This window comes from Neorhizobium alkalisoli (genome assembly GCF_007829835.1).
Classification (GTDB): Bacteria; Pseudomonadota; Alphaproteobacteria; order Rhizobiales; family Rhizobiaceae; genus Neorhizobium.
The window spans coordinates 52418-74409 of record NZ_VIWP01000012.1 but is presented as its reverse complement, the minus strand read 5'-3'; the positions used below and the strand labels follow the sequence as shown (position 1 = coordinate 74409).

Sequence of the window (21992 nt, the reverse complement as noted above, 5' to 3'; positions counted from 1 at the left end):
CAACCGAAAGCCTGACAGATCGACATGACATCCTCCTTCCAAGACATGGTCCATGGCATGCGCGCCGTGCCGGCGGCACGGGCATGCCGCCGGTCGACTTCGCCTGCCGTCACTTGAACAGCTCGTTATAGATTGAGACCCAGCGGTCGAAATCCTTGGCGATCAGTTGCGGCGTCAGCGTGAATGCCTTGGGGTCGGAGCCTTCCTTGCGGAACTTTGGATTGGCCGGGATATAGTTTGCCTTGGCGAGCGCCTGCTGGCCCTCGTCCGACTCGATGAAATCGATCAGCAGCTTGCCGGCATTGGGATGCGGCGCGCCCTTCAGCAGAAAGATCGGATCGATCGTATTGGTGACGGCCGGACCGAGGGCTGCCCATTTCACCGGCGCCCCCTGGGCGGCGCTGATGTCCGAATGGTGGCTGAAGGTGCAGAGCGCCAGCGGATACTCCCCCTGCATCACCTGGTCGACGACGACGCGCTGGTTGGTCGGCACGTTGACGATCTTCTGCTGCGCGAGCTTGCGCAGATAATCCATCCCCTTCTCCTCGCCCATCACGCCGAGCACGGTGCCGATGAAGCCGGGAGGTCCGCCCTGGCTCATGCTGGCGGCCCAGGCGATCTGGCCCTTCCATTTCGGATCGAGCAGATCCTCGTAGGTCTTGGGGATGTCGCCGCCCTGAACCATGTCAGTATTGTAGGCGGGAACGAGAAAGTTGACGACATGCGCCGTCCAGTAGCCATCGGTATCCTTCAGATCGGCCGGGAAGGAGGCGGCGGAATCGGGAATGAATTTTTCCAGCGCGCCCTTGGCCAGCAATTCCTGCGCCGCGCCGCCGCCATGATGGACATCGGCTTGCAGGGCGCCGGCCTTCATCTCATCGGTGATGCGCAACAGCAGTTCCGACGTCTTGCCCGTCACCGCGTCGACCTTGACGCCCGGATATTTCGCCTCGAATGCCTTGGCGAGCGGCCGCACGGCCTGATCCTGGATCAGCGACGTATACCAGACGACCTTGCCTTCCTTCTTGGCGGCATCGATCAGAGCCTGGTCAGCCGACCAGGCGGGAAGCGCTGCCGAAAGCGACAGGGCCAGTGTTAGAAGCAGTTTCCTCACGTTCTTCCTCCCTTTTGTTGCCTGTTCCGGCTCACCACCCCCGATAGACAGGCTTTCTCTTTTCGGCGAAGGCGCGCCGGCCTTCGATCCGATCCTCCGTATTGCGCAGGTTGCCGAACACCATGCGCTCCATTTCGAGCCCCTCGCTCAACGGCAGGTTCGACCCCTGATGGACAAGCGCCTTGACGGCGCGCACCGCAAGCGGCGCATTCTCCGCGATCTGCGTCGCCATGCCGAGCGCCTCCGCCATCAGATCGGCAGCATCGACGATCTTCGAGACCAGCCCCATGCGAAGCGCCTGTTCGGCATCGACCCGGCCGCCGCCGAGAAGCATGGGCATGGCATTGCTGAGGCCGACGAGGCGCGGCAGGCGCTGTGTGCCGCCGCCCCCGGGGATAGAACCGATCCTCACCTCCGAAAGGCCGAAGGTCGCATGCGATACGGCAATGCGGATATCGCAGGCCAGAGCAAGTTCGAGACCGCCAGCGACCGCGATGCCGTTGATGGCACAGATGATCGGTTGCGGGATCGCCAGAACCTTGGTGATCGTCTCCGAGGCTTCACGGGTTTTTGTTCCGCCAAAGGCCTGCTGGGCAAAAGTTTCGGCCGGCGGCATGGTCTTTTTGAGGTCGGAGCCCGTGCAGAAGGCCTTTTCGCCGGTGCCGGTCAGGATGACCACGCGGATCGCGTCGTCAGCGCCGAGATCGGCAAAGACCGTGCGAAGTTCCTCGCGCGTTTCCGGATCGATCGCGTTCAGCGCCTCCGGACGGTCGAGCCGTACGATCGCGACATGTTCAGCTTTTTCGAGATGGACTACCAAGCAATGTCTCCTCACCGACCGGCAACCCTCCTTGCCGTTCCGTGCACCCAACGTGACCTTATCGACAAGACCGGTCAAACGACGTTTTCTTCTGACCCCGTTGAATTTCGCTCCACCGAAACGCTGATCAAGGACATGCATGCCGAGAGCAGTGGGAGGCCAGCGCAGACATCGACGAAAAATGTTGCCCATCCCATGTTCTCGTGAAAGAAACTCAAGACATAAAATCAGGAACCGCTTCAAACCGGGAGATTTGAAGAGTTCTCGAATGAATTGAATGCAAGGGAGGAATTGCATGTCCTGGAAATTGCCACCGCTCAACGCGCTGCGGGTCTTTGAAGTTACCGCCCGCCATTCGAGCTTCACGCGGGCGGCCGATGAACTTTGCGTCACACCAGGCGCCGTCAGCCGGCAGATCCGGGCGCTGGAGGATTATCTCGGCAAGCCGCTCTTCGATCGCGACTATCGCGAAGTGCGCCTGAGCGATGAAAGCCGCGCCTATGCGGATGAGCTTTTCACCGCCTTCGCGCGGGTCGACCAGGCAACCAAGCGGTTTGCCGGCCAGGGCACCCAGGAGCAGTTGCGCGTGTTTGCGCCGATCACCTTCGCCTTGCGCTGGCTGATGCCGCGCATGGCCTCCTGGCATGCCCGTTTCCCCAATCAGGCGATCAAGTTGATCAACAAGGGCATGCCGCCGGTCGATTTGGAGGCGGAAGGCATCGACGTTGCCATCCGGCTTGCCGGTCCCTCCCACAATCTGAAGGGAGAGCGGATGTTCGACATCGACCTGACGCCGGTCTGCAGCCCGGCCTATCGCGACACCCACAATATCAGGAGCATTGCCGATATCGAGGGAACGACGCTGCTGCAATCGTCACAACGGCTGCAGGACTGGCAGCTCTGGTTCGAAAGTTTTCATGTCGAGCCGCCGGAAAGCCGCGAGATCCTGACCTTTGAAAGCTCTTCCATGGCCTATGAGACGGCGGCCAGCGGTTTCGGCCTTGCGATTGCGATGCGCCCGCTCGTGGAGGACGACCTGATGTCGGGAAGGCTGGTCGCGCCTTTCGAACATGTCTGTTCGGACGGCAATGCATTTCACGTCGTCTACCAGCATACGGCGCGCACCCACCCGGCCATTTCCGGCTTCGTCGAATGGGTCTGCGAGGAAGCGACCAAGCGCCGGCCGTTCTCCTCGACGGAGGCGGCCGCCTGAAGCGGCCGCGACGACCCGCTCAGATTTCGACCTCGATCAGATAGGGCGTGTTGCGCGCCAGACCGTCGCGAAACGCTTCGACGAAACCGTCCATATCGGAGACCCGGCGCCCGTCGGCGCCCATGCCGCGGGCAAGGCTCACCCAGTCGAGCGGCGGATTGCTCAGGTCCAGCATGCCGAGTGCGGTCGGACCGGGATCGGGCAGGCCGACATTGGACAATTCGTCCCGCAGGATCTTGTAGCTGCGGTTCGACCAGATGACCGTCAGGACGTTGAGGTTTTCGCGCACCTGGGTCCATAGCGCCTGCAGCGTATACATGCCGGAACCGTCCGCCTGCAGGTTGATGACCTTGCGGTCGGGGCAGGCGACGGCCGCGCCGGTCGCCAGCGGAATGCCGATGCCGATCGCGCCGCCGGGCAGATGCAGCCAGTCATGCGCCGGGGCGCCGGCCGTCTGGCGGTAGAAGCTGCGGCCGACGGTGATCGATTCATCCGCGACGATGCAGTTTTCCGGCATCAGCGCGCCGACGGCCATGGCGACCGTGTCGGGCGTGATCGGACCGGTCGGGATGTCCGGGCGCACGAGCTGCTGCAGCGGCACGGCGGCGATATCGGCACCGGTCGCCGCCGCCAGCCGGTCCAGGCATTCGGAAATGTCGTCATGCACATCGGCAAGCCGGATGATGTTGCAATCCGGATGGGTCGTGACGCTCGGCCGGTCCGGATGGGCGAAGAAGGCGACCGGGGGCTCCTCGCCGACCAGAATGAGGTTGCGGATCTCGCCGAGTTGCTTGATCTGCTGGCTGGCGGGATTGGACAGGCGCTCGACGACCGGCGTGCCGACGCCGCGCTGTAGGCGCGGATTGCGGCCGATCGAGGCAAGCCGTGCGCTGGTCGCCTGGGCGACGGCAGCGGCCTTGATCAGCGGTTCCTTCATCAGGGCACCGTTGCCGACCAGGATCATCGCCTGGCCGCGACCAAGCGCAGCGGCGGCTTCCTTCACCAGTTCGTCCGAAACCGTTCGCCGGGCCGGTGCTGCAACGGGCGATGCGACGACACCGCCCTCGCCCCAGGCGACATCGGCTGGAATGATCAGCGTCGAAACCCGGCCCTGCCCCGTCTGTGCCGCCGCAAGCGCCTCGGCTGCATCCTTCGACACCGTTTCGGCCGCGCTTGCCGTGGCGATATGCGCGGAAACGGCACCGGCGACGGCGGCGATATCCGAGGTCAGCGGGGCGTCATATTGCAGGTGATAGGTGGCGTGCTCGCCGACGAGATTAAGGACCGGGCTGTGGGCACGCCTCGCATTGTGCAGGTTGGCGCCAGCATTCATCAGGCCGGGGCCGAGATGCAGAAGCGTTGCCGCCGGCTTGCCGGTCATGCGGGCATAACCGTCTGCAGCCCCGGTCACGCCGCCTTCGAACAGGCAGAGCACGCAGCGCATGCCGGGCACGCGGTCGAGGGCCGCGACCAGATGCAGTTCGGACGTGCCGGGATTGGCAAAGCACACTTCCACCCCGGCTTCGACCAGCGTGGCAACGACAGATTCTGCACCGTTCATGATTTTCTCCTCACATCTTCCCGACCTTTGAGTAGTCGCACGCCCACAAAGGTCAAACGACAAATCTGCAAAAAACTCTTGCGGTAAAATCAGTTGACCCTCCGGGGGCATGGAGAGCTGATGCCGGCAGGGAAATGCCCGTGAAGGAGGAATGGGATGACAGCCGATACAATGCTGGCCGCCGAGGCCGCGATCATCCGGACGATGAACCGCTATTTCATCGCTCTCGACAACCGCGAATTCGAAACGATGACGGGCCTCATCACCCCGACATGCATCTGGTTTCGCGCCGGGGTCGAACTGAAAGGGCCCGAAGGCCTTCTCGGCATGACCGCAAAACGGCCGGCCAACCGCCATTCCCGGCACACGCTGACGAACCATGTCGTCGATTTCATCGATCCGGACACCGCAAAACTCACCTTCTACTGCATCGCCTGGGTGCATGTCGGCGAAACCGACGAAAAGGGCGTCTCGCCGAGCAGCGTCCCCAATACGCTCGGCGAGTGGACGGCGCGTTATGTCCGCCGCGGCGACAGCTGGCTGCTGGACGACCTGCGCTCCGTCACCGCCTTCAGGAAAGTAAGCTGAGATGCGCTTTGCCAGCTTCACCCATGACGGACGGCAGAGTTTCGGCCTTATCGACGGCGACGCGATACTCGATCTCGGCAGCCTCACCGGCTCCGGCCTGCGCCAGGCGCTCGCCGCAGGCCTCGACAATGCCCTTGCCCGCAAGGGCGAGGCGCGGCGATTGCCGCTCGACGCCCTCACGCTGCTTCCGCCGATCCCCGATCCGGCCCGGATCATCTGCGTCGGCCGCAACTATCTCGATCATCTGACCGAGGGCAAGAATGCCGACCTGCCCGCCTATCCGGGCCTGTTCCTGCGTTTTGCCTCGACGCTGACCGGCCATCGGGGGCCAATCCTGCACGGGCCGGCCTCCGACAATCTCGATTACGAGGGCGAGCTCGCCGTCATCATCGGCAAGCCGGGCCGCCATATCGCCCGCGCCGACGCGCTCGGCCATGTTGCAGGCTACAGCTGTTTTATGGATGCGACGATGCGCGATTTCCAGGCGAAATATTCGGCGACGATCGGCAAGAACTTTCCCTCGACCGGCGGTTTCGGCCCCTGGCTGACGACATCGGACGCGGTCGGTGATCCGGGCGAGGGCCTGACACTCGAAACGCGGCTGAACGGCGCCACGATGCAGTCGAGCAGCACGGCAAAAATGATCTTCGACCTGCCGACGATCATCGAATTCGTCTCTGTCTTCACGCCGCTCGAGGCCGGCGACGTCATCATCACCGGCACGCCCGAAGGCATCGGCCGGGCGCGAAAGCCGCCGGTCTGGATGCGGCCGGGCGATGTCGTCGAGGTCGAGATCGAGAAGGTCGGACTGCTCTCGAACACGGTCGTCGCCGAATAGGCAGGATGATCTGAAAACAACATGGCCGCCCCGAGAAGATCGGGGCGGCCATGTGCGTTCGGGGGAGGATTTCAAAATGTCGCGTGCGTCACGAACTTGCCGTTGAGATAGGCTTCGACCGCCTCCACCCCGCCTTCCGAGCCGTAGCCGGAATCCTTGACGCCGCCGAAAGGCGTTTCCGGCAGGGACAGACCGTGATGGTTGATCGACAGCATACCGGTCTCGATGCCGCTCGCCATGCGATGAGCCGTTTCGGACGAGCGCGTATAGCCATAGGCGGCGAGGCCGTAATCGAGCCGGTTCGCCTCCGACAGCGCCTCGTCTATCCCCTTGAAAGGCCGGATCAGCGCCATCGGGCCGAACGGTTCCTCGTTCATCGCCGCGATGGTGGTCGGAACATCGGTCAGCACGGTCGGTTCGAAGAAATTGCCGGCATTGCCGATGCGCGAACCGCCCGCGGCCAGCGTCGCGCCGCCGGCCACCGCATCGGCCACCAGCCGTTCCATCGCATCGATGCGGCGGGGATTGGCGAGCGGCCCCATCGTCGATTGCGGATCGAGACCATTGCCGACCTTTACTGCCTTGACCTGCGCCACGAACTTGTCGGTGAATTCCTCGAGCACGTCCTCCTCGACGAGAAAGCGCGTCGGTGAAATGCAGACCTGGCCGGCATTGCGGTATTTTGCACCGGCCAGCCGGGTTGCCGCCTGGTCGATATCGGCATCGCGGAAGACGAGAACCGGCGCATGGCCGCCAAGCTCGAACGTGGTGCGCTTCATATGGGCGCCGGCCAGCGCCGCCAGCTTCTTGCCGACCGGGGTCGAGCCGGTGAAGGAAACCTTGCGGATGCGCCGGTCGGCGATCAGCTGCGAGGAGATCATCGCCGGATCACCATAGAGAAGGTTGAGCGCGCCGGCGGGCAGGCCGGCATCGACGAAACAGCCGACCAGCGCCGCCACCGAATGCGGCGTCTCTTCCGACCCCTTGAGCACGACCGTGCAGCCGGCGGCAAGGCCGGCTGCGATCTTGCGGCAGGATTGCGCGACCGGGAAGTTCCACGGCGTGAAGGCGGCAACCGGGCCGACCGGTTCCTTACGGACCGTCTGGACGACCGCCGGCGTGCGGCCGGGAATATCGCGCCCATAGATCCGCCGCGCTTCCTCGGCAAAGAACTCGATCAGATTGACGGCATTGCCGAGCTCGCCCCTGGCCTCGGAAAGCGGCTTTCCCTGTTCCTGCGTCAGGATCGGCGCGATCGTCTCGATCCTCTCCTTGAGCAGGGCGGCAGCCGCCTTCAGCAGGCCGCTCCGCTCGAAGCCGGAGACTTTCGACCAGGCGGCAAAGGCGCCATGGGCGGCCGCAGCGGCGCGCTCGATATCCTCAGCCGTCGCGACGGCGGCATGGCCGAACACCTCGCCCGTCGCGGGGTTAAAAACCTCCAGCCTTTCGCCCTTGCTGCCGGCCGCCCAGCGGCCATCAATCAGGAGACGTGTATCCTGCATGGTAAAATCCTCCTCTTGTCGTCTCAAAGCAGTTCTTTGGGCAATTCCTTGACCGGCGCCGGGATGGCGCCGGCATCGGCCAGATGCGCCAGATCCCGATCCGTGAAGCCGGCAATCTCTTTGAGAACCGCAACCGTCTCGGCGCCGAAATCACCGATCTCGTCCGGGCGCGCATCCAGCCCGTCGATCACGAAGGGCGAGCCTTTCAGCGGCTGCCCGTCACTTGCGGTCGTCATCCCCGCCTGCCATTCCTGTGCCGCAAGCACCGCCTCGCCGGAAAGATTGACGGCCGCGGCAAGCCCGGCCTCTTGCAGCGACGCGGCCGCCTTTTCGGCATCCTGAGCGGCGATCCATGGCGCGATACCGCCGGATCCGGCAAGATCCTCAAGCCGCTGCCGTTCGGCCTCCGTCACCGACAGGGCGACCCAGCGCCCGTCCATGGCCTGAAAGCAATCCTGCAAAAAGAACTCCGGATCGCCATTGCCAAGCCGTGGATTGCTAGGCTGCGCATCATCAGGCAGCGTTTCGGCAAAGGCATCGCTGATCAGAAAACTCGTCAATTCGCGCTGCGACAGGTCGAGATGCAGCGCCTCGTTCCGCTCCCGGTCCTGCAAGGCGGTGCAGATCACGCCGGCGGCAAAGATCGCCACGACCTGGTCGGGATAGTTGAGATCGACGCCGCTCACCATCGGCGCCTCGCCGGCATAACCGGTCAGCCAGGCCATGCCGGCCATGCTTTCAAGCGTCGAGCCATAGGAAACGTAGAGCGCGTCCGGCCCGGTTTCGCCCTGGCTCGAAATCGAAGCGAGCACGATCTTCGGGTTTGCCGCCTTCAGCGCCGCAAAGCCGATGCCGAGATTGTCCATCACGCCGCGGCGGAAATTCTCGACTACGACATCGCAATGTTCCGCGAGTTTCAGCAGGCAGGCCCGCCCTTCCGGCGTCTTGACATTGATAGCGACGGATCGCTTGCCGCGGTTGGTAGCCCGGAAATGCGGCGAGAGCTTTTTCTTGTCCTCCTCGCGCATCGCCACCCATATGCGGAACGGATCGCGATAGGTCGGGCTTTCCACCTTGATCACCTCGGCCCCGAGATCGGCGAGGATCGCCGAGGTCGCGGCGCCGGCCGTGATGATGCCGAGATCGAGGACCCGGATACCGGCAAGCGGCTTGGCCTTGATCGTCATGCGGACCTCCCGCCCGGTTGAAAGGCCGCACCGTTCCACAGAACCGGAAGCCGCGGCATGGGACCGCTTTCCGTTTCGGCAAAAAAGCCGCGCTCGCGATATTGCGGCTCATCGAATAGTTCCTGCGGCAGCTGGACCGGCCCGAGCGGAATGCGGTTTGCGCGTGAAAAGGCGGCGATGTCACTGCGCGTCATCGTCGAGAATGCCTTTTCCGCCCGGTCGGCGATCCATTTGGCATTACGACGGCGCATACCGCGGTCCTCAAGTTCGGGCGCGTCCATCGCCGGATCGCCGATCAGCTTCTTGACGGCCGCCCAATCGCCTTCGCGATAGACGAGCGCGACCCAACCGTCCTTGCAGCGCAGCGTCTGCCATTCGGCACCCCGGCCCTTGCGGCTCGGCGCCGTGCCGTTGACATGCGCCATGACGATGTTCTTCCAGTTAAGCCAGATGGCGACGTCGAGCAGCGACACGCTCGCCTTGCCGCCGCCGCCGACCAGCAGGCCCGCCAGCGCCGTATAGGCGGACAACCCGGCCGAGAGGTCGAGCTGCGCGCCCGGCAGGCGCAGCGGTGCCCGCTCGGGATCACCGATGACATCGAGAACGCCGGCCGAGGCCATGATCGTGAAGGCGCTGGCCGGACTAGGCTCTTCCCCGGCCGGTTTCAGCGATACGGTGACGACCGCCCTGGCTGGCGACACGGCCGCGGCATTCTCCGCACCCTGCCCCACCAATACGGCATCGGTATCGACGGCCATCCCGGCAGAAGCGGACTTGCCGATCGCAAGATAGGCCGGCGCCGACCGGTAGAAGGCAGCCATGCCTTCACCGCCATGCATGACGGAGGCGCCGAAATCGGCGGCGATCCGGCCGGCCAGCGCAATCGCCCGGCACACCGAGGGCGCAACCGATGCATCCGCCCATTCCAGGATCCGGGTCTTTCGCAACGGCTGCATTCTAAAGAACCTTCCGCGCGTCCGGTCTTGTCCGGCCAGGTCTCGTCTGGGTGCAAAGAGTGTTCATGTCGCGCAAATCTCCTCCCGCGGATCGACCGCTCCTTGCACGCAAACTTCAATCGCCGGCCGCGTCTGTCAAACGAGTGAATATCAAGCCTGCGTTGATTAGATTTCGTCATGCCGCCTTTGCGCAGTCCTGCGGAGGCGCTTTGAGCTTCTCTCAACGGATCATCGAAAAAGCAGCGTTTGTGGTTTTCCTTCCGGCCTTTATCCTGCCGCTCGACTTCGCAAGACCCGTGCCGGCAAGGCGCAAGTCAGAGAAGCACGAGTTCGAAAGGATCGACCATGCCGCACTCTGCCCTTGCCTATATTGCGGGCGCCTATGAACATCCGCTGCGCAATGCGCCCGATACGTCCGTCGCGCAGCTGCATGCAGAAGTCGCCTTCGGCGCACTGGCGGATGCAGGACTGAGCAAGGACGATGTCGATGGCTTTTTCTGCGGACCGGACGCGCCGGGCACCGGGCCGCTGTCGTTGGCCGACTACATGAACCTGAAGCTGCGACATGTGGATACGACCAACACATCCGGCTCGTCCTATCTCATCCATGTCGCCCACGCCGCCCAGGCGATCGCTGCCGGAAAATGCAATGTCGCTCTGATCACGCTCGCCGGCCGGCCGCGCCAGCAGGGCAAGTCGAAGGGCGCGCTGAAGCGGGCGGACGATCCGAACCAGCCCGATTTCCAGTGGGAAAGCCCGTTTGGCATCCAGATCCTCGGCGTCTACGGCATGGTGGCGCAAAGGCACCGCAACCTCTACGGCACCACGGCCGAACAGATGGCCTGGGTCAAGGTGGCCGCCTCGCATCACGCCCAGCACAATCCGCATGCCATGCTGCGCGATGTGGTGACCGTCGAGGACGTGGTGAATTCGCCGCTCGTCGCCGATCCGCTGCACCGGCTCGACTGCTGCGTCGTCACCGATGGCGGCGGCGCGCTGATCGTCACCCGGCCGGAAATCGCCAAAAGCCTGAAACGGCCGCTGGTCAAAGTGATCGGCTGCGGCGAGGCGCCGGTCGGCCAGAATGGCGGCTACATGGAAATTACCGATACCGGTGCGCAGCGCTCCGGCGCCACCGCCTTTGCCCAGGCGGGCGTGAAGCCGGCCGATATCGGCTATGTCTCGCTCTATGACAGCTTTACCATCACCGCGATGCTGCAGATCGAGGATCTCGGCTTCTGCCCGAAAGGCGAGGTCGGCCGTTTCGTGATGGACGGCAACCTGATTTCCGGTGTCGGCAGACTGCCGTTCAACACCGATGGCGGCGGGCTCTGCAACAATCATCCGGTCAATCGCGGCGGCATGACCAAGGCGATCGAGGCGGTGCGCCAGATCCGCGGCGAGGCGCATCCGGCCGTGCAGGTGCCCGATTGCAGGCTGGCGCTCGCCAATGCGATCGGCGGCCAGCTCGGTGTCCGCCATGCCTCCTCGACCATCATTCTCGAACGGGAATAAGCTAATGACCTATCAAAACCCCGCGCCGGAGCCGAGCCCCGACAGCCTGCCCTTCTGGCAGGCCGCCAATCGCGGCGAATTCCTGATCAAGCAATGCGAGGAATGTGACCAGGCGCATTGGTATCCCCGCCCCTGCTGCCCCTTCTGCGCCAGTGCCAAAACGGTCTGGCGACAGGCAAGCGGCCGCGGAAAAATCTATTCCTACAGCTATCTGCGACGCATGGCCGAACCCTATGTGATCGCCTATGTGACGCTTGAGGAAGGCCCGACGATGATGACCAATATCGTCGATTGCGATCCGGAAGCGCTGTCGATCGGCCAGCCGGTCACGCTGGTGTTCAAGCCGTCGCAGGATGGCGAACAGGCCGTGCCCCTGTTCCGGCCGCTGGAGCCATGAGTCCGGACGGCGAGGCGATCGGCCGTTTTGCCCGTGCCCTCGCGCGTGACGGTTTTGAGGGCGAGATCGAGACGGACAGCGCCTTGCGCGCCGCCATGTCCACCGACAATTCGGTCTACCAGATCTTTCCCGATATCGTCGTCGCCCCGCAGAGCACGGCGGATGTCGTCGTCCTGATACGCGTCATCGACCGTCCGGACTTTGCCGGCCTGCCCCTGACGGCGCGCGGCGGCGGCACCGGCACGAATGGCCAGAGCCTCAACCGCGGCATCGTCATCGATTTTCGCCGGCACATGTCGCGGCTGCTGGACGTCAACGTTGCGGAGCAATGGGCCGATGTCGAGCCGGGCATGGTGCTGGACGATCTCAACGAACAGCTTCTCCCGCACGGCCTGTTCTTCGCGCCGGAAACCTCAACCTCGACCCGCTGCACCATCGGCGGCATGGTCTCGACCGACGCATCCGGCAAGGGATCACGGATCTACGGCAAGACCTCCGACAATATTTTAGGGATCGAGATCGCCAAGGCGGAGGGACTTATGTCCAGCCTGGCACCCGCGCCGGACTGGGCCGGGCCCATGCTGGCAGCGGCGGAAGCGGCCGCCCGCGAAGGGCGCGACGCCTTCATTGCGAAGACGCCGCGGCTGAACCGGCGTTTTACCGGCTATGATCTTGAGCGCGCCTGCCGCGATGACGGCAGGTTCGAATGGTGGCGCCTGTTTCTCGGTGCCGAGGGCACGCTCGGGCCGATCACGCGGATCAGGGTCAAACTCCGGCGCATCGAACCCGAAAAGCGGCTGATCGTTGCCACCTTCGCGACCTTTCGCGATGCACTCGCGGCCGCGACACCGCTTCTGCAGGACGATCCGACGGCGATCGAGGTGATGGACGAATGGGTCCAGCAGATCGCCGCGGAAGCCGGCATTCTGCGGCGCCTGCCGGACCCGCTGCGGCCGCAGGGCGATCTGCGCTGCGCCTATGTCTTTCTCGAATTCAACGGCGAGGATTGTCAGGCGCTGGACCGCAACCTGGACGCCTGCCGACACCGTCTTGCAACGCTTTCCGGCGCGGGCGCCATCCATGTGGCGCGCGACCGCGCGGACATCCGCGAACTCTGGGCGATCCGTTCCGCCGGCGTCGGCCTGCTCGGCAAGGTGGACGGGCCGGCGCGCCCCGTCGCCTTTGTCGAGGATTGCGTCGTGCCGCCGCAAAACCTACCGGATTTTCTCGACGGATTTCTGGCGGTTCTGAAAGATCACGGCCTCGGTTTCGGCATATACGGCCATGTCGATGTCGGCTGCCTGCATATCCGCCCGGCGCTCAATATCGACAGCGATGCCGATCGCGCCAAGCTGGTCTCGGTCTCCGACGCGGTCTTCGCCCTCACCCGCCGCCATGGCGGCATTTTCTGGGGCGAACACGGTAAGGGCGTGCGCGGAGCCTATGTGGCCGAATGGCTCGGCCCGCAGGCCTATGCGGCGCTTCAGGGCGTCAAGGCCGCCTTCGATCCGAAAAACCGCTTCAATCCCGGCAAGCTGGTAGGCCCCCCTGAACAGATGATGGATATTGCCGGCACGGCTTTCCGGCCGTTCAACGCCGCGCCCGGCGATCCGCTCGCGGCGGCCTTTCGCTGTAACGGCAATGCCCAGTGCCTGAGCTATGCGGCGACGACACCCATGTGCCCGTCCTTCAAGGCCTCCGGTGACCTACGGCATTCACCCAAGGGCCGCGCAGATGCGCTACGCGCCTGGAAAACGGCCCGCGAGCGCGGCACGCCGCCGGTCGACGAACGGAACCTTATGGGCGTGCTCGACACTTGTCTCGGCTGCAAGGCCTGCGCCTCGACCTGTCCGATCCAGGTCGATATTCCGCAGATGCGCTCGGCCTTCTATGCCGATTTCTACCGCCGCAACCGCCGCCCTCTGGCGGACAGGTTGACGCTGCTCGGCGAACGCCTCAGTCCCTGGCTGATCGCCTTGACACCGGTAATCCGGCCGATCTGGAGCAAGATCCGACCTATCGCGGAGCGTCTGATGAACGCAGTGGATCTTCCCGACCTGATCGCTGCCAAAATGCCGGCCGAAAACAGGATCGCGCATGCCGAACTCGGAGCCTATCCGCTTGCCAGCAACACTGTCCTTGTTTGGCAGGACTGGTTCACCGCGCTTTTCGACGAAGGGGTTCAGCGCGATACGATCGACGGATTGCGCGCCCTCGGTTACCACGCGCTTCTCGTCGACATGATACCTGCCGGCAAAGCTGCTCGGTCTCTGGGAGACAATCTCGGCTTTGACAAAATGGCTACCGTTATAACGGAGGCTCTTGAACGCGGAGCCAAGACCGGCTTGCCGATGATCGGGATAGACCCAGCATTTGTGATGACCTTGCGGCAGGAATACGCGAAGGCAGGATATCGCGTTCCCGCCGTGATGCTGCCACAGGAATTTCTGGCCCAAGAGGTTCTGCAGGGACGGGCGTTTCCGCGTGTCACAGACCCGCGGACAGCGACACTTCTGATGCATTGTACAGAGACGACAGCGCTGCCGTCTGCCGGAATGCTCTGGCGCGACGTTTTCCACGCACTTGGCGTCGATCTATCTATCCCGACAACGGGATGTTGCGGCATGGCTGGCCTATTCGGCCATCAAAAGCGGCACCAGACGGTATCGCGGCGCCTCTTCGATCTTTCTTGGAAGCCGCAGCTGGAAAAGGAAGCAGATGGCCTAAAATCGTCGACGGGATATTCTTGCAGATGCCAGACAGAAAGAATGACGGGTAACGTCATCCGCCATCCGCTGGGGCTGATTGCTGCGATGTTCCCGTAGCTTTGTCGGATTTTCGATATTCGGGTCTTGAAAAGATCTGAACCGGCAATCCCATCATTGCGAATCTACCGGTGCAAAACTGCTCAATTCTGGATGGTGGCTCCTACTGTATCGAATAACCGATACACGCTTCGCAGCGGCCTCCGGGCTAAAGTTTGGTCCCAGAGCATGCCCCCCGGAAAATTCTTGCGCCAGCTGGCCTGAAATCGGGGAGCACATAAATTTTTGCGTCAACTGCCGAGATAGCTGAGGCTCAATAGCGCCAAGCCGCAAATCTACTCGAGAGACAGGCTGTTGGTCGCTCGACGATACAACCCGTCGAAGATCGCCATGTTGACGGATGAATCGAGGTGGCTTCTGGCGAAGTCGTGGGCCTGTGTGGACATCCTATCCAGATGATCTGGATCTTTCAAAAGTGCGAGCAGGACATTATGCATTTCCTCTCCGCTTGATGCGGAAAGCAGAACCCCATTCTGTCCATCCGTGATGATTTCGGGGACGGACGATAACTGAGTGCATACCGGCACGACCCCGGCTGCCATGCCTTCGACGACAACCATCGGCATTCCCTCTCCTCGTAAAGAAGGAAGGATCATGATGTCACAGCCATTGAAGATCTTTTCCCGATCCGAAGGCGAGAAGATCCCGTGGTAAAAGACCGATGAATTATCCGCCAGCTCCTCCAACTGCGGCCTTAGATTTCCCTCGCCGTAAATGTGAAGAAAAATACCACCTGTGCCTTTGATACGGCGCCCCAGGTTGATGATTGCCGCGATCCCCTTTTCTTCCACGAGCCGCCCTGCGAAAACGACATCGATTCTGCCCGGCTTTTTCTTCGGCCGATCGAGTGCGGTAGGGACACGAGTTCCGTTATAGACGACTCGGAATTTGGACGCGCAATCCGGTCGTCTTGCAGTCAACAGACGTCTCTCGCGTTCGCTCAACGTGACAATGGTATTCGCCATGTCGAAAAGGCCGTTCTGCAGCCATGCGATCGTACCGTGCGGAATCTCTTCGATATAAGTGCCGCCATGGAGGTGGAGTATGATGGGTTTGGCGCGCAATCGGGCTGCCACGCATAAGAGCAGCTCACGCATCATCGACTTTCGGTTGAGCGCAACATTGGCGTGGAGAATATCGTAGCTGCCAAAAAGGCAAATGAAGAACGCTCCTACGGTACGGGCAACGCTATCGATCCGTGCGGGGAGAAACCTGCTCGGATTCTGCTCTGATCCCACCCGCAAGTGCCTGAAACGAAATTTTCCATCGAGCACTGCTATGAGTTCGCGCACGACGGAAGAAACACCAGACACGTTTTTCGAATGAGCCAGCGATGGCGCAGTCACCAGGACGGTCAAAGCTTTCTTCATGTTTCATTTACCTGAAATTAAATGCCGACATTCCTGTCCGAAACGAGGGAACTGCTATTAGACCGGATGTTTTGAGAAATGGTCCTTCAGCATCAGCCAGACGAAACGCGGGGCAACGATAAGATAGCGCCGCCACAATCTGCGCGGCTCGGAAAAAAGCCGGAACCCCCATTCGAGGCCTGCAACCTGCATCCAGTAGGGAGCGCGACTGACAGCTCCGGTGTGGAAGTCAAAGGCCGCACCCACGCCGATGAACGTAGCAGGCACCAGGGACTTCAGGCGCTCGATCAGATATTCCTGCTTCGGGCTGGAAATGCCGATCCAGACAACATGCGCTCCGCTCTGGCGAATTTCTTCGGCAACGACGTTCAACTCTTCGTCCGTTATCGTACGGAATGGCGGCGTCGAAGTTCCGACAATTCCAACATCTGGAAATCGCTTTTCGAATGCTAGCTTGAGACGACCCGCAACACCGGGCTTGCCGCCGTAAAAGTAGTGCTTCAGGTTCGCCCGTGCGGAATGCTTGAGGACGTAGTGCATCAGGTCAGGCCCGCATGTCCGGCTCACCGATCTGCCCAACATCCTTCCAGACCACACGAGAGGCATTCCATCCGGCGTGACCATGTCTGCCGAATTGTGGATTCTGGCAAGTTGAGGGTCATCGATCGCTTTCACAATGCCATGGACGTCGCGCACGACAACGGTTCGTCCAACCGGGTCCTTGGACCAGTGGACAAAATAGCGAAATGCCCTTTCCAGGGTCACTTCACTAATCTGCAGACCCAGAACGGAATAGTTGTCGGGGAGACCCGATTCGTGAATCGTGATCTGCTCGACTTCAGGCGAATCGGCCTGAAGAAATTGCTTCACCGACGCCGGTCGGGAATGACGAACTCGCCTGAACTTTTGCCGAAGGTCGTCAGCGATATAGGCGGCAAGGCCTCTGAGGCTCTTAGCGCCCAGAACCGATTCCAGCGCGACAGCATCCGTTGCGAATTTATTCTTGAACCTCTCCGCTCCGCAAAGAAAATCGATTACAGGGTGGCCGTGGTCGATCGACCATTTGACGTATTCTGTCATCAGGACATCGCCTGGAGATCCACGGCTAAATTTCGGATCGTAGGTCGTGACATAGACCATCATGACATCGTTCTGAACGAAATTTAGCGACGCCGCGATGATTTCCCCGTCGCATTCAAGCAGGAAGAAACGAAGGATGCCTGCGGCGGACAGCGCGTTGATGAAGGCCTCAAGTACGTGCTTGTCCTCGAACATTGCCGATTCAAGTTGCTGAGCTGCAAGGTTTCCACGCTTCAGCTCGACGAGCCGCTCAAGCGTATCCCCGAGATCCTCTGCCCTGGAAACCATGCGGAACTCGATCGTTCCCATTTCGCCGAGGATGCGAAGATGGCGACGGTATTCCTGACGGATTTTCTTCGGCTTGCTCTCGAGCCATTCCTCTCCGGTCTCCCACCGTCGCTCCACGCGATAACTGGTTTCCTGCCGATGATGTGGTTCAAGTTTGACGCCGCTTGCCGCACTGACCGAAATCAGCCGACGGGCGTTTGCATTGGGCAGCAGGCGGTTGAGAAAGGCAAGGTCGAAGCCCCGCGCCCTGCACAGCCTTCCCCATAGCTGTGCAAGAGCTGCGTCGGGGCAGTCCGTAGAGATGATAATATCACCATAGTCGGAATAAGCGCCGGCCGCCCACTCAAGGAAGCGCACACCCTTGCGCCGGGTGATTGCCAACGGAATGACAGCGACAAGCATGTCCTGCCGCCAAATGAGGCCGATCCGCAATTCGCACTGCTCGCGCTCCGCAAGCGTGTCCCACCATGCTTTGATCCAAGCATGGCTTTGAAAGATTTGACCACCGGTCTGCGTCCAGAGCTCGGTCCACTGAGGTCCAATTTCGTTGAGACGTCCAGTTGTGTTGACGACTTCCAGCTTCGTGACGTCGGCCCGATTGGGGAGAGTGTGCATGTTCATGAGTTGGGCCTGCTTTGCGTAGAAGCATTTCCAAAAAGTTTGCGGAAAAACCGCGTCATGTGTTTCCACATCTTCTTCAGCGGCAGGATCCAGAGGCCGAAGAGCGATTGGTAGTCGGCGGCATCGCGGTCCATCAGACCAAATCTGAAATCTTCATCCGGATGTGGAACAGCCTGCGTGCCGAAAATCCGGTCCCAGAATGAGAACAACAGGCCGAAATTCTTGTCGTAGTGGCGGGGATTGACGCTGTGATGGAGCTGGTGCCAATGCGGGCACAGGATCACGTGGTTAAGGGGACCAAACGAGATCTTGAGATGCGTGTGGCGCACGAAATCCATCATCAGGATATTCCGGAGGATATATACATTGATGCCGAACACGGTCAGCTCGACCAGGTTCAACGCAAAAATGCTCCATATGCCGAAGCAGATGCCGGGGATCACACCATCCCACGCACGGTTCATCAGATCATCGAGGGGATGCACGCGGTCCTTGGTGACGCCAACCATCACCTCGGCGGAATGATGAACCTTGTGCAGCTCCCACAGGAAGGGATAGCGGTGCTGGGCGACGTGATAGAGGTAGTAGGAGATGTCGTAGGCCAGCAGCATCGTGATCGTGAAGATCAGGGTCGTCACCGGCCCTGCCGGACCCTGCAAAATAGGCGTTTCGACCGGCAACAGAGCCGCGATCGCCTGGTGCGTCACATAGCCGACGCCAAACACGAACGTTACACCAGCCGGGATCAGCAGGAACGGCATGATCGCCCGTTTGGTGATCCAAAACAAGAAATCAGCCCTTGCCGACGGGTGCCAGATGATTTCGGCGGGGAAAGCGAAGTCAAAAAAGTCCCTGAGCGATCTGTGCTCGACGGTCCGCCTATAGGCCACCGCAGCACAAATAAACACGACGAGAAAAAGAACCCCCATTGCGATCAGGCTGGAGCTGGAAAGCTTGTTGGAGAGACGCGTGATCAATTCGGACAGGATGCTGTTCAATTCCGCAACTCCTGGGTTGGCGCGAAGGCGCAACTAAAGGGCTTTTATCAAGTAAAGTTACAATCAGTCGGTTATGATGGGGCGTGCAACGCCGATGTGAATTGATGTCGCGATAGCATACGACCCGTTCCGCAAAGGTTAAGGCAATCGTTAGACTTATCTTCAAATTCGGAATCTATACTATGATTCAATACATCCAAGCTTTGGCGATCAGTCGGAACGGCCGGAATCTGAAGGAAATACGTCATTTAGACGCTGCTTGCGCGCGCAATTTGTAAGCCTTTATTTACCTTCAGACGGTTCGAAACGGGAAAAAATCCAACAAATCGAGAAGGCGGACCAGGCCCTTGCGAGAAGCGGGCTCGTTTGGAGCAATAGGCGGCGCAATTATGTTTGCACGCATGTTTTTGCTTGCGGAAACTGTTTACCAATCCAAGGTCAGAGATTTCGCCCCTGGCCGGGCTTTCGATCGGCCTCAAGAAGCGCCTCGTATCGATCTCCAATCGTGCTGATATCGAAATCCCGCGCCCGCGCCCGCAGCTTCATTTCATCGACAGGACGGCCGAGCGTCGACAGGATTGCATCTGCCAGCGCAACGGGATCACCAACCGGAACGAGCGCCCCGAACTCACCGCCGGCCAGAATTTCTCGAGGACCATAGGGAGCATCTGTCGAGACCACAGGCACGCCTGCCGCCATGGCCTCGACCAGAACATTGCCGAAGCCTTCGCTGATCGACGAAGACACGACGAGATCTGCCGCAGCATAACACGCAGCCGGATCGTTTACGTATCCCGCGAACATGACACGATCCGAGATCCCGAGCGATCGGGCCTGATCGCAAAGCGCCTCTGCCAAAGGGCCGTCACCAAATATGGCCAGCCGGCAATCCATTTTGCTCAAGACGCGCCGGAAGGCCTGAAGAAGAGTGCCGTGATCCTTGACCGGAACCAGTCTGCCGAGAACTGCGACGATCGGGCCTTCTCCGAGAGTGGAAAGCGTCTCTTCCCAAGCGTATATGTCAGGGTTTCGACGCGTCTGCGGCGGAAGCGGATTGTAGATCGTCACCACTTGATCGACGTGAAAACCCTTCTCAACCAGATTGCGGCTGACACCGGAAGATACACCGATCGCCTTCGCCGTGCGCGTTATCGTGATGCGGTTGAGAACAGGAACGATATAATACGCGAGGCCTTCGGTCTTCAGCCCCATCGCGTTGTGATAGGATGGAAAGTATCGGGCGCCAGACCCCGCCAACCTCAAGGCGATGGCGATGATCAGATTGGCGAAATTCAGGGCGGAAAAAACTGCGTCGGGTTTCTGCCGACGAAAGAACCGGGCCGTTCGAAGCAGCCCCTGGATCGTTGCCATTTTGCCAAAACGGCCTTGCGACATCGGCATATCGAAGCTGACCAGATCGACATTGCGATCGATAAGCGCGGCATTCGGACCTTTCCCGTTCCAAACGAGAAGTGTGACGTCGTATCCACGCCGTGATAGCTCATTTGCCAGCAGGACAAAAACGCGTTCGGCTCCTCCACCGGAAAGGGTGGGTACGTGGAATGTCACGCGAGCACCAGGCATCATCCGCTTAGCCAGCAATATCTTGGCGTCGCAGGTCGGATACGATGCCGCGGATCACCGACAGACCCAATCCCAGCATAAAGCCAAGAATGCCGCCGACAACGAACAGCATTGCAGGGCCAGGAGGCCATGAACGTCCACTCGGTGGCACCGGCGGAGTAACCACGCGAACCGTATCGGTCGTTATCCGTTCTCTCTCCGCGATCTGTCCGACGCGTACGAGGAAACTGTCGTAAATCTGCGTCTTTGCCTGTGCATCCCGCTGGAGCTCTCGAAGCTCTACCTGCGACTGGCCGTCGCTGAAAGATGCACTTTCAAGCGCCGTCATGTTGGCAGTCACCTGTTTCAGAGCCTCATTTGCCCGATCGAGTTCCGCCTTAGCAACATTGATGGCACGTCGAAGTTCGATCCTGACCTGCTCTCGTGCCGTTGCCAGCTCGTTGCGGATCTTCGAAATGGACGGGTGACGATCACCATAGGTCGTTTCCTGCGCTCCAAGCTGCTGTTCGAGCGCGCTCGTACGCAGCTTCAGTTCCCGTAACGTGTCGGAGAATTCGGGAATGGTTGCGGTCGACGTATCATTTGCACGGGAAAGGGAATTATAATTGGTCTGGGCATTGATCACGCGGGTGCGTGCCGCCAGGATCTGCGTGTTCGTCTGCGTCATGGCCTGCGAGCTGACAAGCTGGCCGTTTTCGCCAGTTGAAAGCCCGTGGGTGCGCTTATAACTTTCCACCGCTTCGTCTGCGGCCAGCGCACTGGATTTGAGGGCTGCAAGGCGCTCGTCGAGGGCGCTCGCCGCCCTGCCGGCGGTTTGCGCTTCCGTGCCGGCAAGCTCGGCGTTGAACGACGTAACGATCGCATTTGAAATGGCGATAGCCTTATCCGCCGTCCATGCGGTAACCAGCAGCTCCGCGATGAATGTCCGACCATCCGCGTTCAGCGTGATTTTCTTTCGCAGTGATTTCAGCGCTCCCAGTTCGGCATCCGCATTTGCGCGGGCGCTGGACGGTTGCGAGCTGAACAGGCCACTCGGCGGCTGGTAGAATTCCGGATCTTGGGCAAGCTTCAAAGTCTGGACAACACGCGTCAACACGTTGCCTGATGTCATCAGTCGCGCGCGGTTGGCTATGACAAGAGCCTGGCGATCTCCTTGCTGCAAGGGTTGCGCATAGAGATCATTGTTGATGACCTGAAGATTGGCAGGCTCGATATAGACTTCCGAACTCACCGTATAACGGGGCTTGGCGAGCAGGCCGTAACATGCTGCAAGGATAGCGCAGACGATACCGACGACGATTGCCAGCTTTATTCCGTCTCGCAGCCAGACCAGGATTCGGCGCAGATCGAGTTCCAGGAATTCGCCGATACCGTCGAGGCTGACGGGGGTATCTGTTTTCGGATGGGGAGGATTGGTTTTCGAGCCGCCGGGCGTCCTGCGCAGCGTAGAATTGTCTCTTGCGATGTAGTTGAGCAATGAGGGGGCACGCGCTCCCTTTTCCATTGCATCCCGATCGCGGAAGGACATGGTGTTA

General features: G+C 61.0%; 17 protein-coding genes. 6 read left to right on the top strand and 11 right to left on the bottom strand.

What is annotated here, in order from left to right; all coding sequences use genetic code 11:
- Positions 1 to 109: 109 nt before the first annotated feature.
- Together FHW37_RS28620 and FHW37_RS28615 are read right to left on the bottom strand one after the other, a co-directional pair.
- Entirely contained in the window at positions 110 to 1114 is a 1005-nt protein-coding gene (locus FHW37_RS28620) for an ABC transporter substrate-binding protein (RefSeq protein ID WP_186458452.1), read from the bottom strand.
- Between the two features lie 31 nt (positions 1115 to 1145).
- Positions 1146 to 1934, bottom strand: coding sequence for an enoyl-CoA hydratase/isomerase family protein (locus FHW37_RS28615; RefSeq protein WP_246690976.1), 789 nt, complete (start codon positions 1932 to 1934; stop codon positions 1146 to 1148).
- Positions 1935 to 2229: 295 nt separating this feature from the next.
- On the opposite strand from FHW37_RS28615, the gene FHW37_RS28610 reads away from it, so the two are divergent.
- Entirely contained in the window at positions 2230 to 3147 is a 918-nt protein-coding gene (locus FHW37_RS28610) for a LysR substrate-binding domain-containing protein (protein WP_186458451.1), read from the top strand.
- Positions 3148 to 3166: 19 nt separating this feature from the next.
- On the opposite strand, the gene FHW37_RS28605 is transcribed toward FHW37_RS28610, so the two are convergent.
- Positions 3167 to 4708: an acetolactate synthase large subunit gene (locus FHW37_RS28605; RefSeq protein ID WP_145642665.1), complete on the bottom strand. Its 1542-nt coding sequence runs from the start codon at positions 4706 to 4708 to the stop codon at positions 3167 to 3169.
- A gap of 156 nt (positions 4709 to 4864) precedes the next feature.
- Here FHW37_RS28605 and FHW37_RS28600 point away from each other — a divergent pair, with 156 nt between their 5' ends.
- Positions 4865 to 5296, top strand: a complete 432-nt coding sequence (locus tag FHW37_RS28600) for a nuclear transport factor 2 family protein (RefSeq protein WP_145642663.1) — start codon at positions 4865 to 4867, stop codon at positions 5294 to 5296.
- A gap of 1 nt (position 5297) precedes the next feature.
- Positions 5298 to 6134, top strand: a complete 837-nt coding sequence (locus tag FHW37_RS28595) for a fumarylacetoacetate hydrolase family protein (RefSeq protein ID WP_145642661.1) — start codon at positions 5298 to 5300, stop codon at positions 6132 to 6134.
- A 71-nt stretch (positions 6135 to 6205) separates the two neighbouring features.
- Here the strand turns inward: FHW37_RS28595 and FHW37_RS28590 are convergent, their stop codons facing one another.
- From FHW37_RS28590 to FHW37_RS28580, 3 genes are read right to left on the bottom strand one after another with little or no spacing between them, the layout of a single operon-like run.
- Entirely contained in the window at positions 6206 to 7636 is a 1431-nt protein-coding gene (locus tag FHW37_RS28590; protein WP_145642659.1) for an NAD-dependent succinate-semialdehyde dehydrogenase, read from the bottom strand.
- A gap of 23 nt (positions 7637 to 7659) precedes the next feature.
- The gene (locus FHW37_RS28585; RefSeq protein WP_145642657.1) at positions 7660 to 8823 is read right to left on the bottom strand and encodes a CaiB/BaiF CoA transferase family protein; all 1164 of its coding nucleotides are present in this window, start codon (positions 8821 to 8823) and stop codon (positions 7660 to 7662) included.
- Positions 8820 to 9779 carry a CoA transferase gene (locus tag FHW37_RS28580; RefSeq protein WP_145642655.1) on the bottom strand — a complete coding sequence of 320 codons (960 nt, stop codon included), beginning with the start codon at positions 9777 to 9779 and terminating at the stop codon, positions 8820 to 8822. Before FHW37_RS28580 ends, FHW37_RS28585 begins: the two co-directional genes overlap by 4 nt.
- Before the next feature lie 345 nt (positions 9780 to 10124).
- Between FHW37_RS28580 and FHW37_RS28575 the strand changes: the two genes are divergently transcribed.
- The 3 genes from FHW37_RS28575 to FHW37_RS28565 are packed head-to-tail and all read left to right on the top strand — an operon-like array spanning position 10125 to position 14516.
- The gene (locus FHW37_RS28575; RefSeq protein WP_145642653.1) at positions 10125 to 11294 is read left to right on the top strand and encodes a thiolase domain-containing protein; all 1170 of its coding nucleotides are present in this window, start codon (positions 10125 to 10127) and stop codon (positions 11292 to 11294) included.
- A gap of 4 nt (positions 11295 to 11298) precedes the next feature.
- A complete protein-coding gene (locus tag FHW37_RS28570) occupies positions 11299 to 11691 on the top strand; it encodes a Zn-ribbon domain-containing OB-fold protein (RefSeq protein ID WP_246690975.1) in 393 nt (130 codons plus the stop codon).
- Positions 11688 to 14516, top strand: coding sequence for an FAD-binding and (Fe-S)-binding domain-containing protein (locus FHW37_RS28565; protein WP_145642649.1), 2829 nt, complete (start codon positions 11688 to 11690; stop codon positions 14514 to 14516). Before FHW37_RS28570 ends, FHW37_RS28565 begins: the two co-directional genes overlap by 4 nt.
- Positions 14517 to 14791: 275 nt before the next feature.
- On the opposite strand, the gene FHW37_RS28560 is transcribed toward FHW37_RS28565, so the two are convergent.
- The 5 genes from FHW37_RS28560 to FHW37_RS28540 form a co-directional block, all read right to left on the bottom strand.
- The gene (locus tag FHW37_RS28560; protein WP_145642647.1) at positions 14792 to 15886 is read right to left on the bottom strand and encodes a glycosyltransferase family 4 protein; all 1095 of its coding nucleotides are present in this window, start codon (positions 15884 to 15886) and stop codon (positions 14792 to 14794) included.
- Between the two features lie 57 nt (positions 15887 to 15943).
- Positions 15944 to 17875, bottom strand: a complete 1932-nt coding sequence (locus FHW37_RS28555; protein ID WP_145642645.1) for a GNAT family N-acetyltransferase — start codon at positions 17873 to 17875, stop codon at positions 15944 to 15946.
- Complete coding sequence (locus FHW37_RS28550) at positions 17872 to 18804, bottom strand: sterol desaturase family protein (RefSeq protein ID WP_145642781.1); 933 nt, start codon at positions 18802 to 18804, stop codon at positions 17872 to 17874. Before FHW37_RS28550 ends, FHW37_RS28555 begins: the two co-directional genes overlap by 4 nt.
- A 507-nt stretch (positions 18805 to 19311) precedes the next feature.
- On the bottom strand, positions 19312 to 20460 hold the full coding sequence (locus tag FHW37_RS28545; protein WP_246690974.1) for a glycosyltransferase: 1149 nt from the start codon (positions 20458 to 20460) through the stop codon (positions 19312 to 19314).
- 4 nt (positions 20461 to 20464) lie between these two features.
- The gene (locus tag FHW37_RS28540) at positions 20465 to 21985 is read right to left on the bottom strand and encodes a GumC family protein (protein WP_145642643.1); all 1521 of its coding nucleotides are present in this window, start codon (positions 21983 to 21985) and stop codon (positions 20465 to 20467) included.
- Positions 21986 to 21992: the final 7 nt, after the last annotated feature.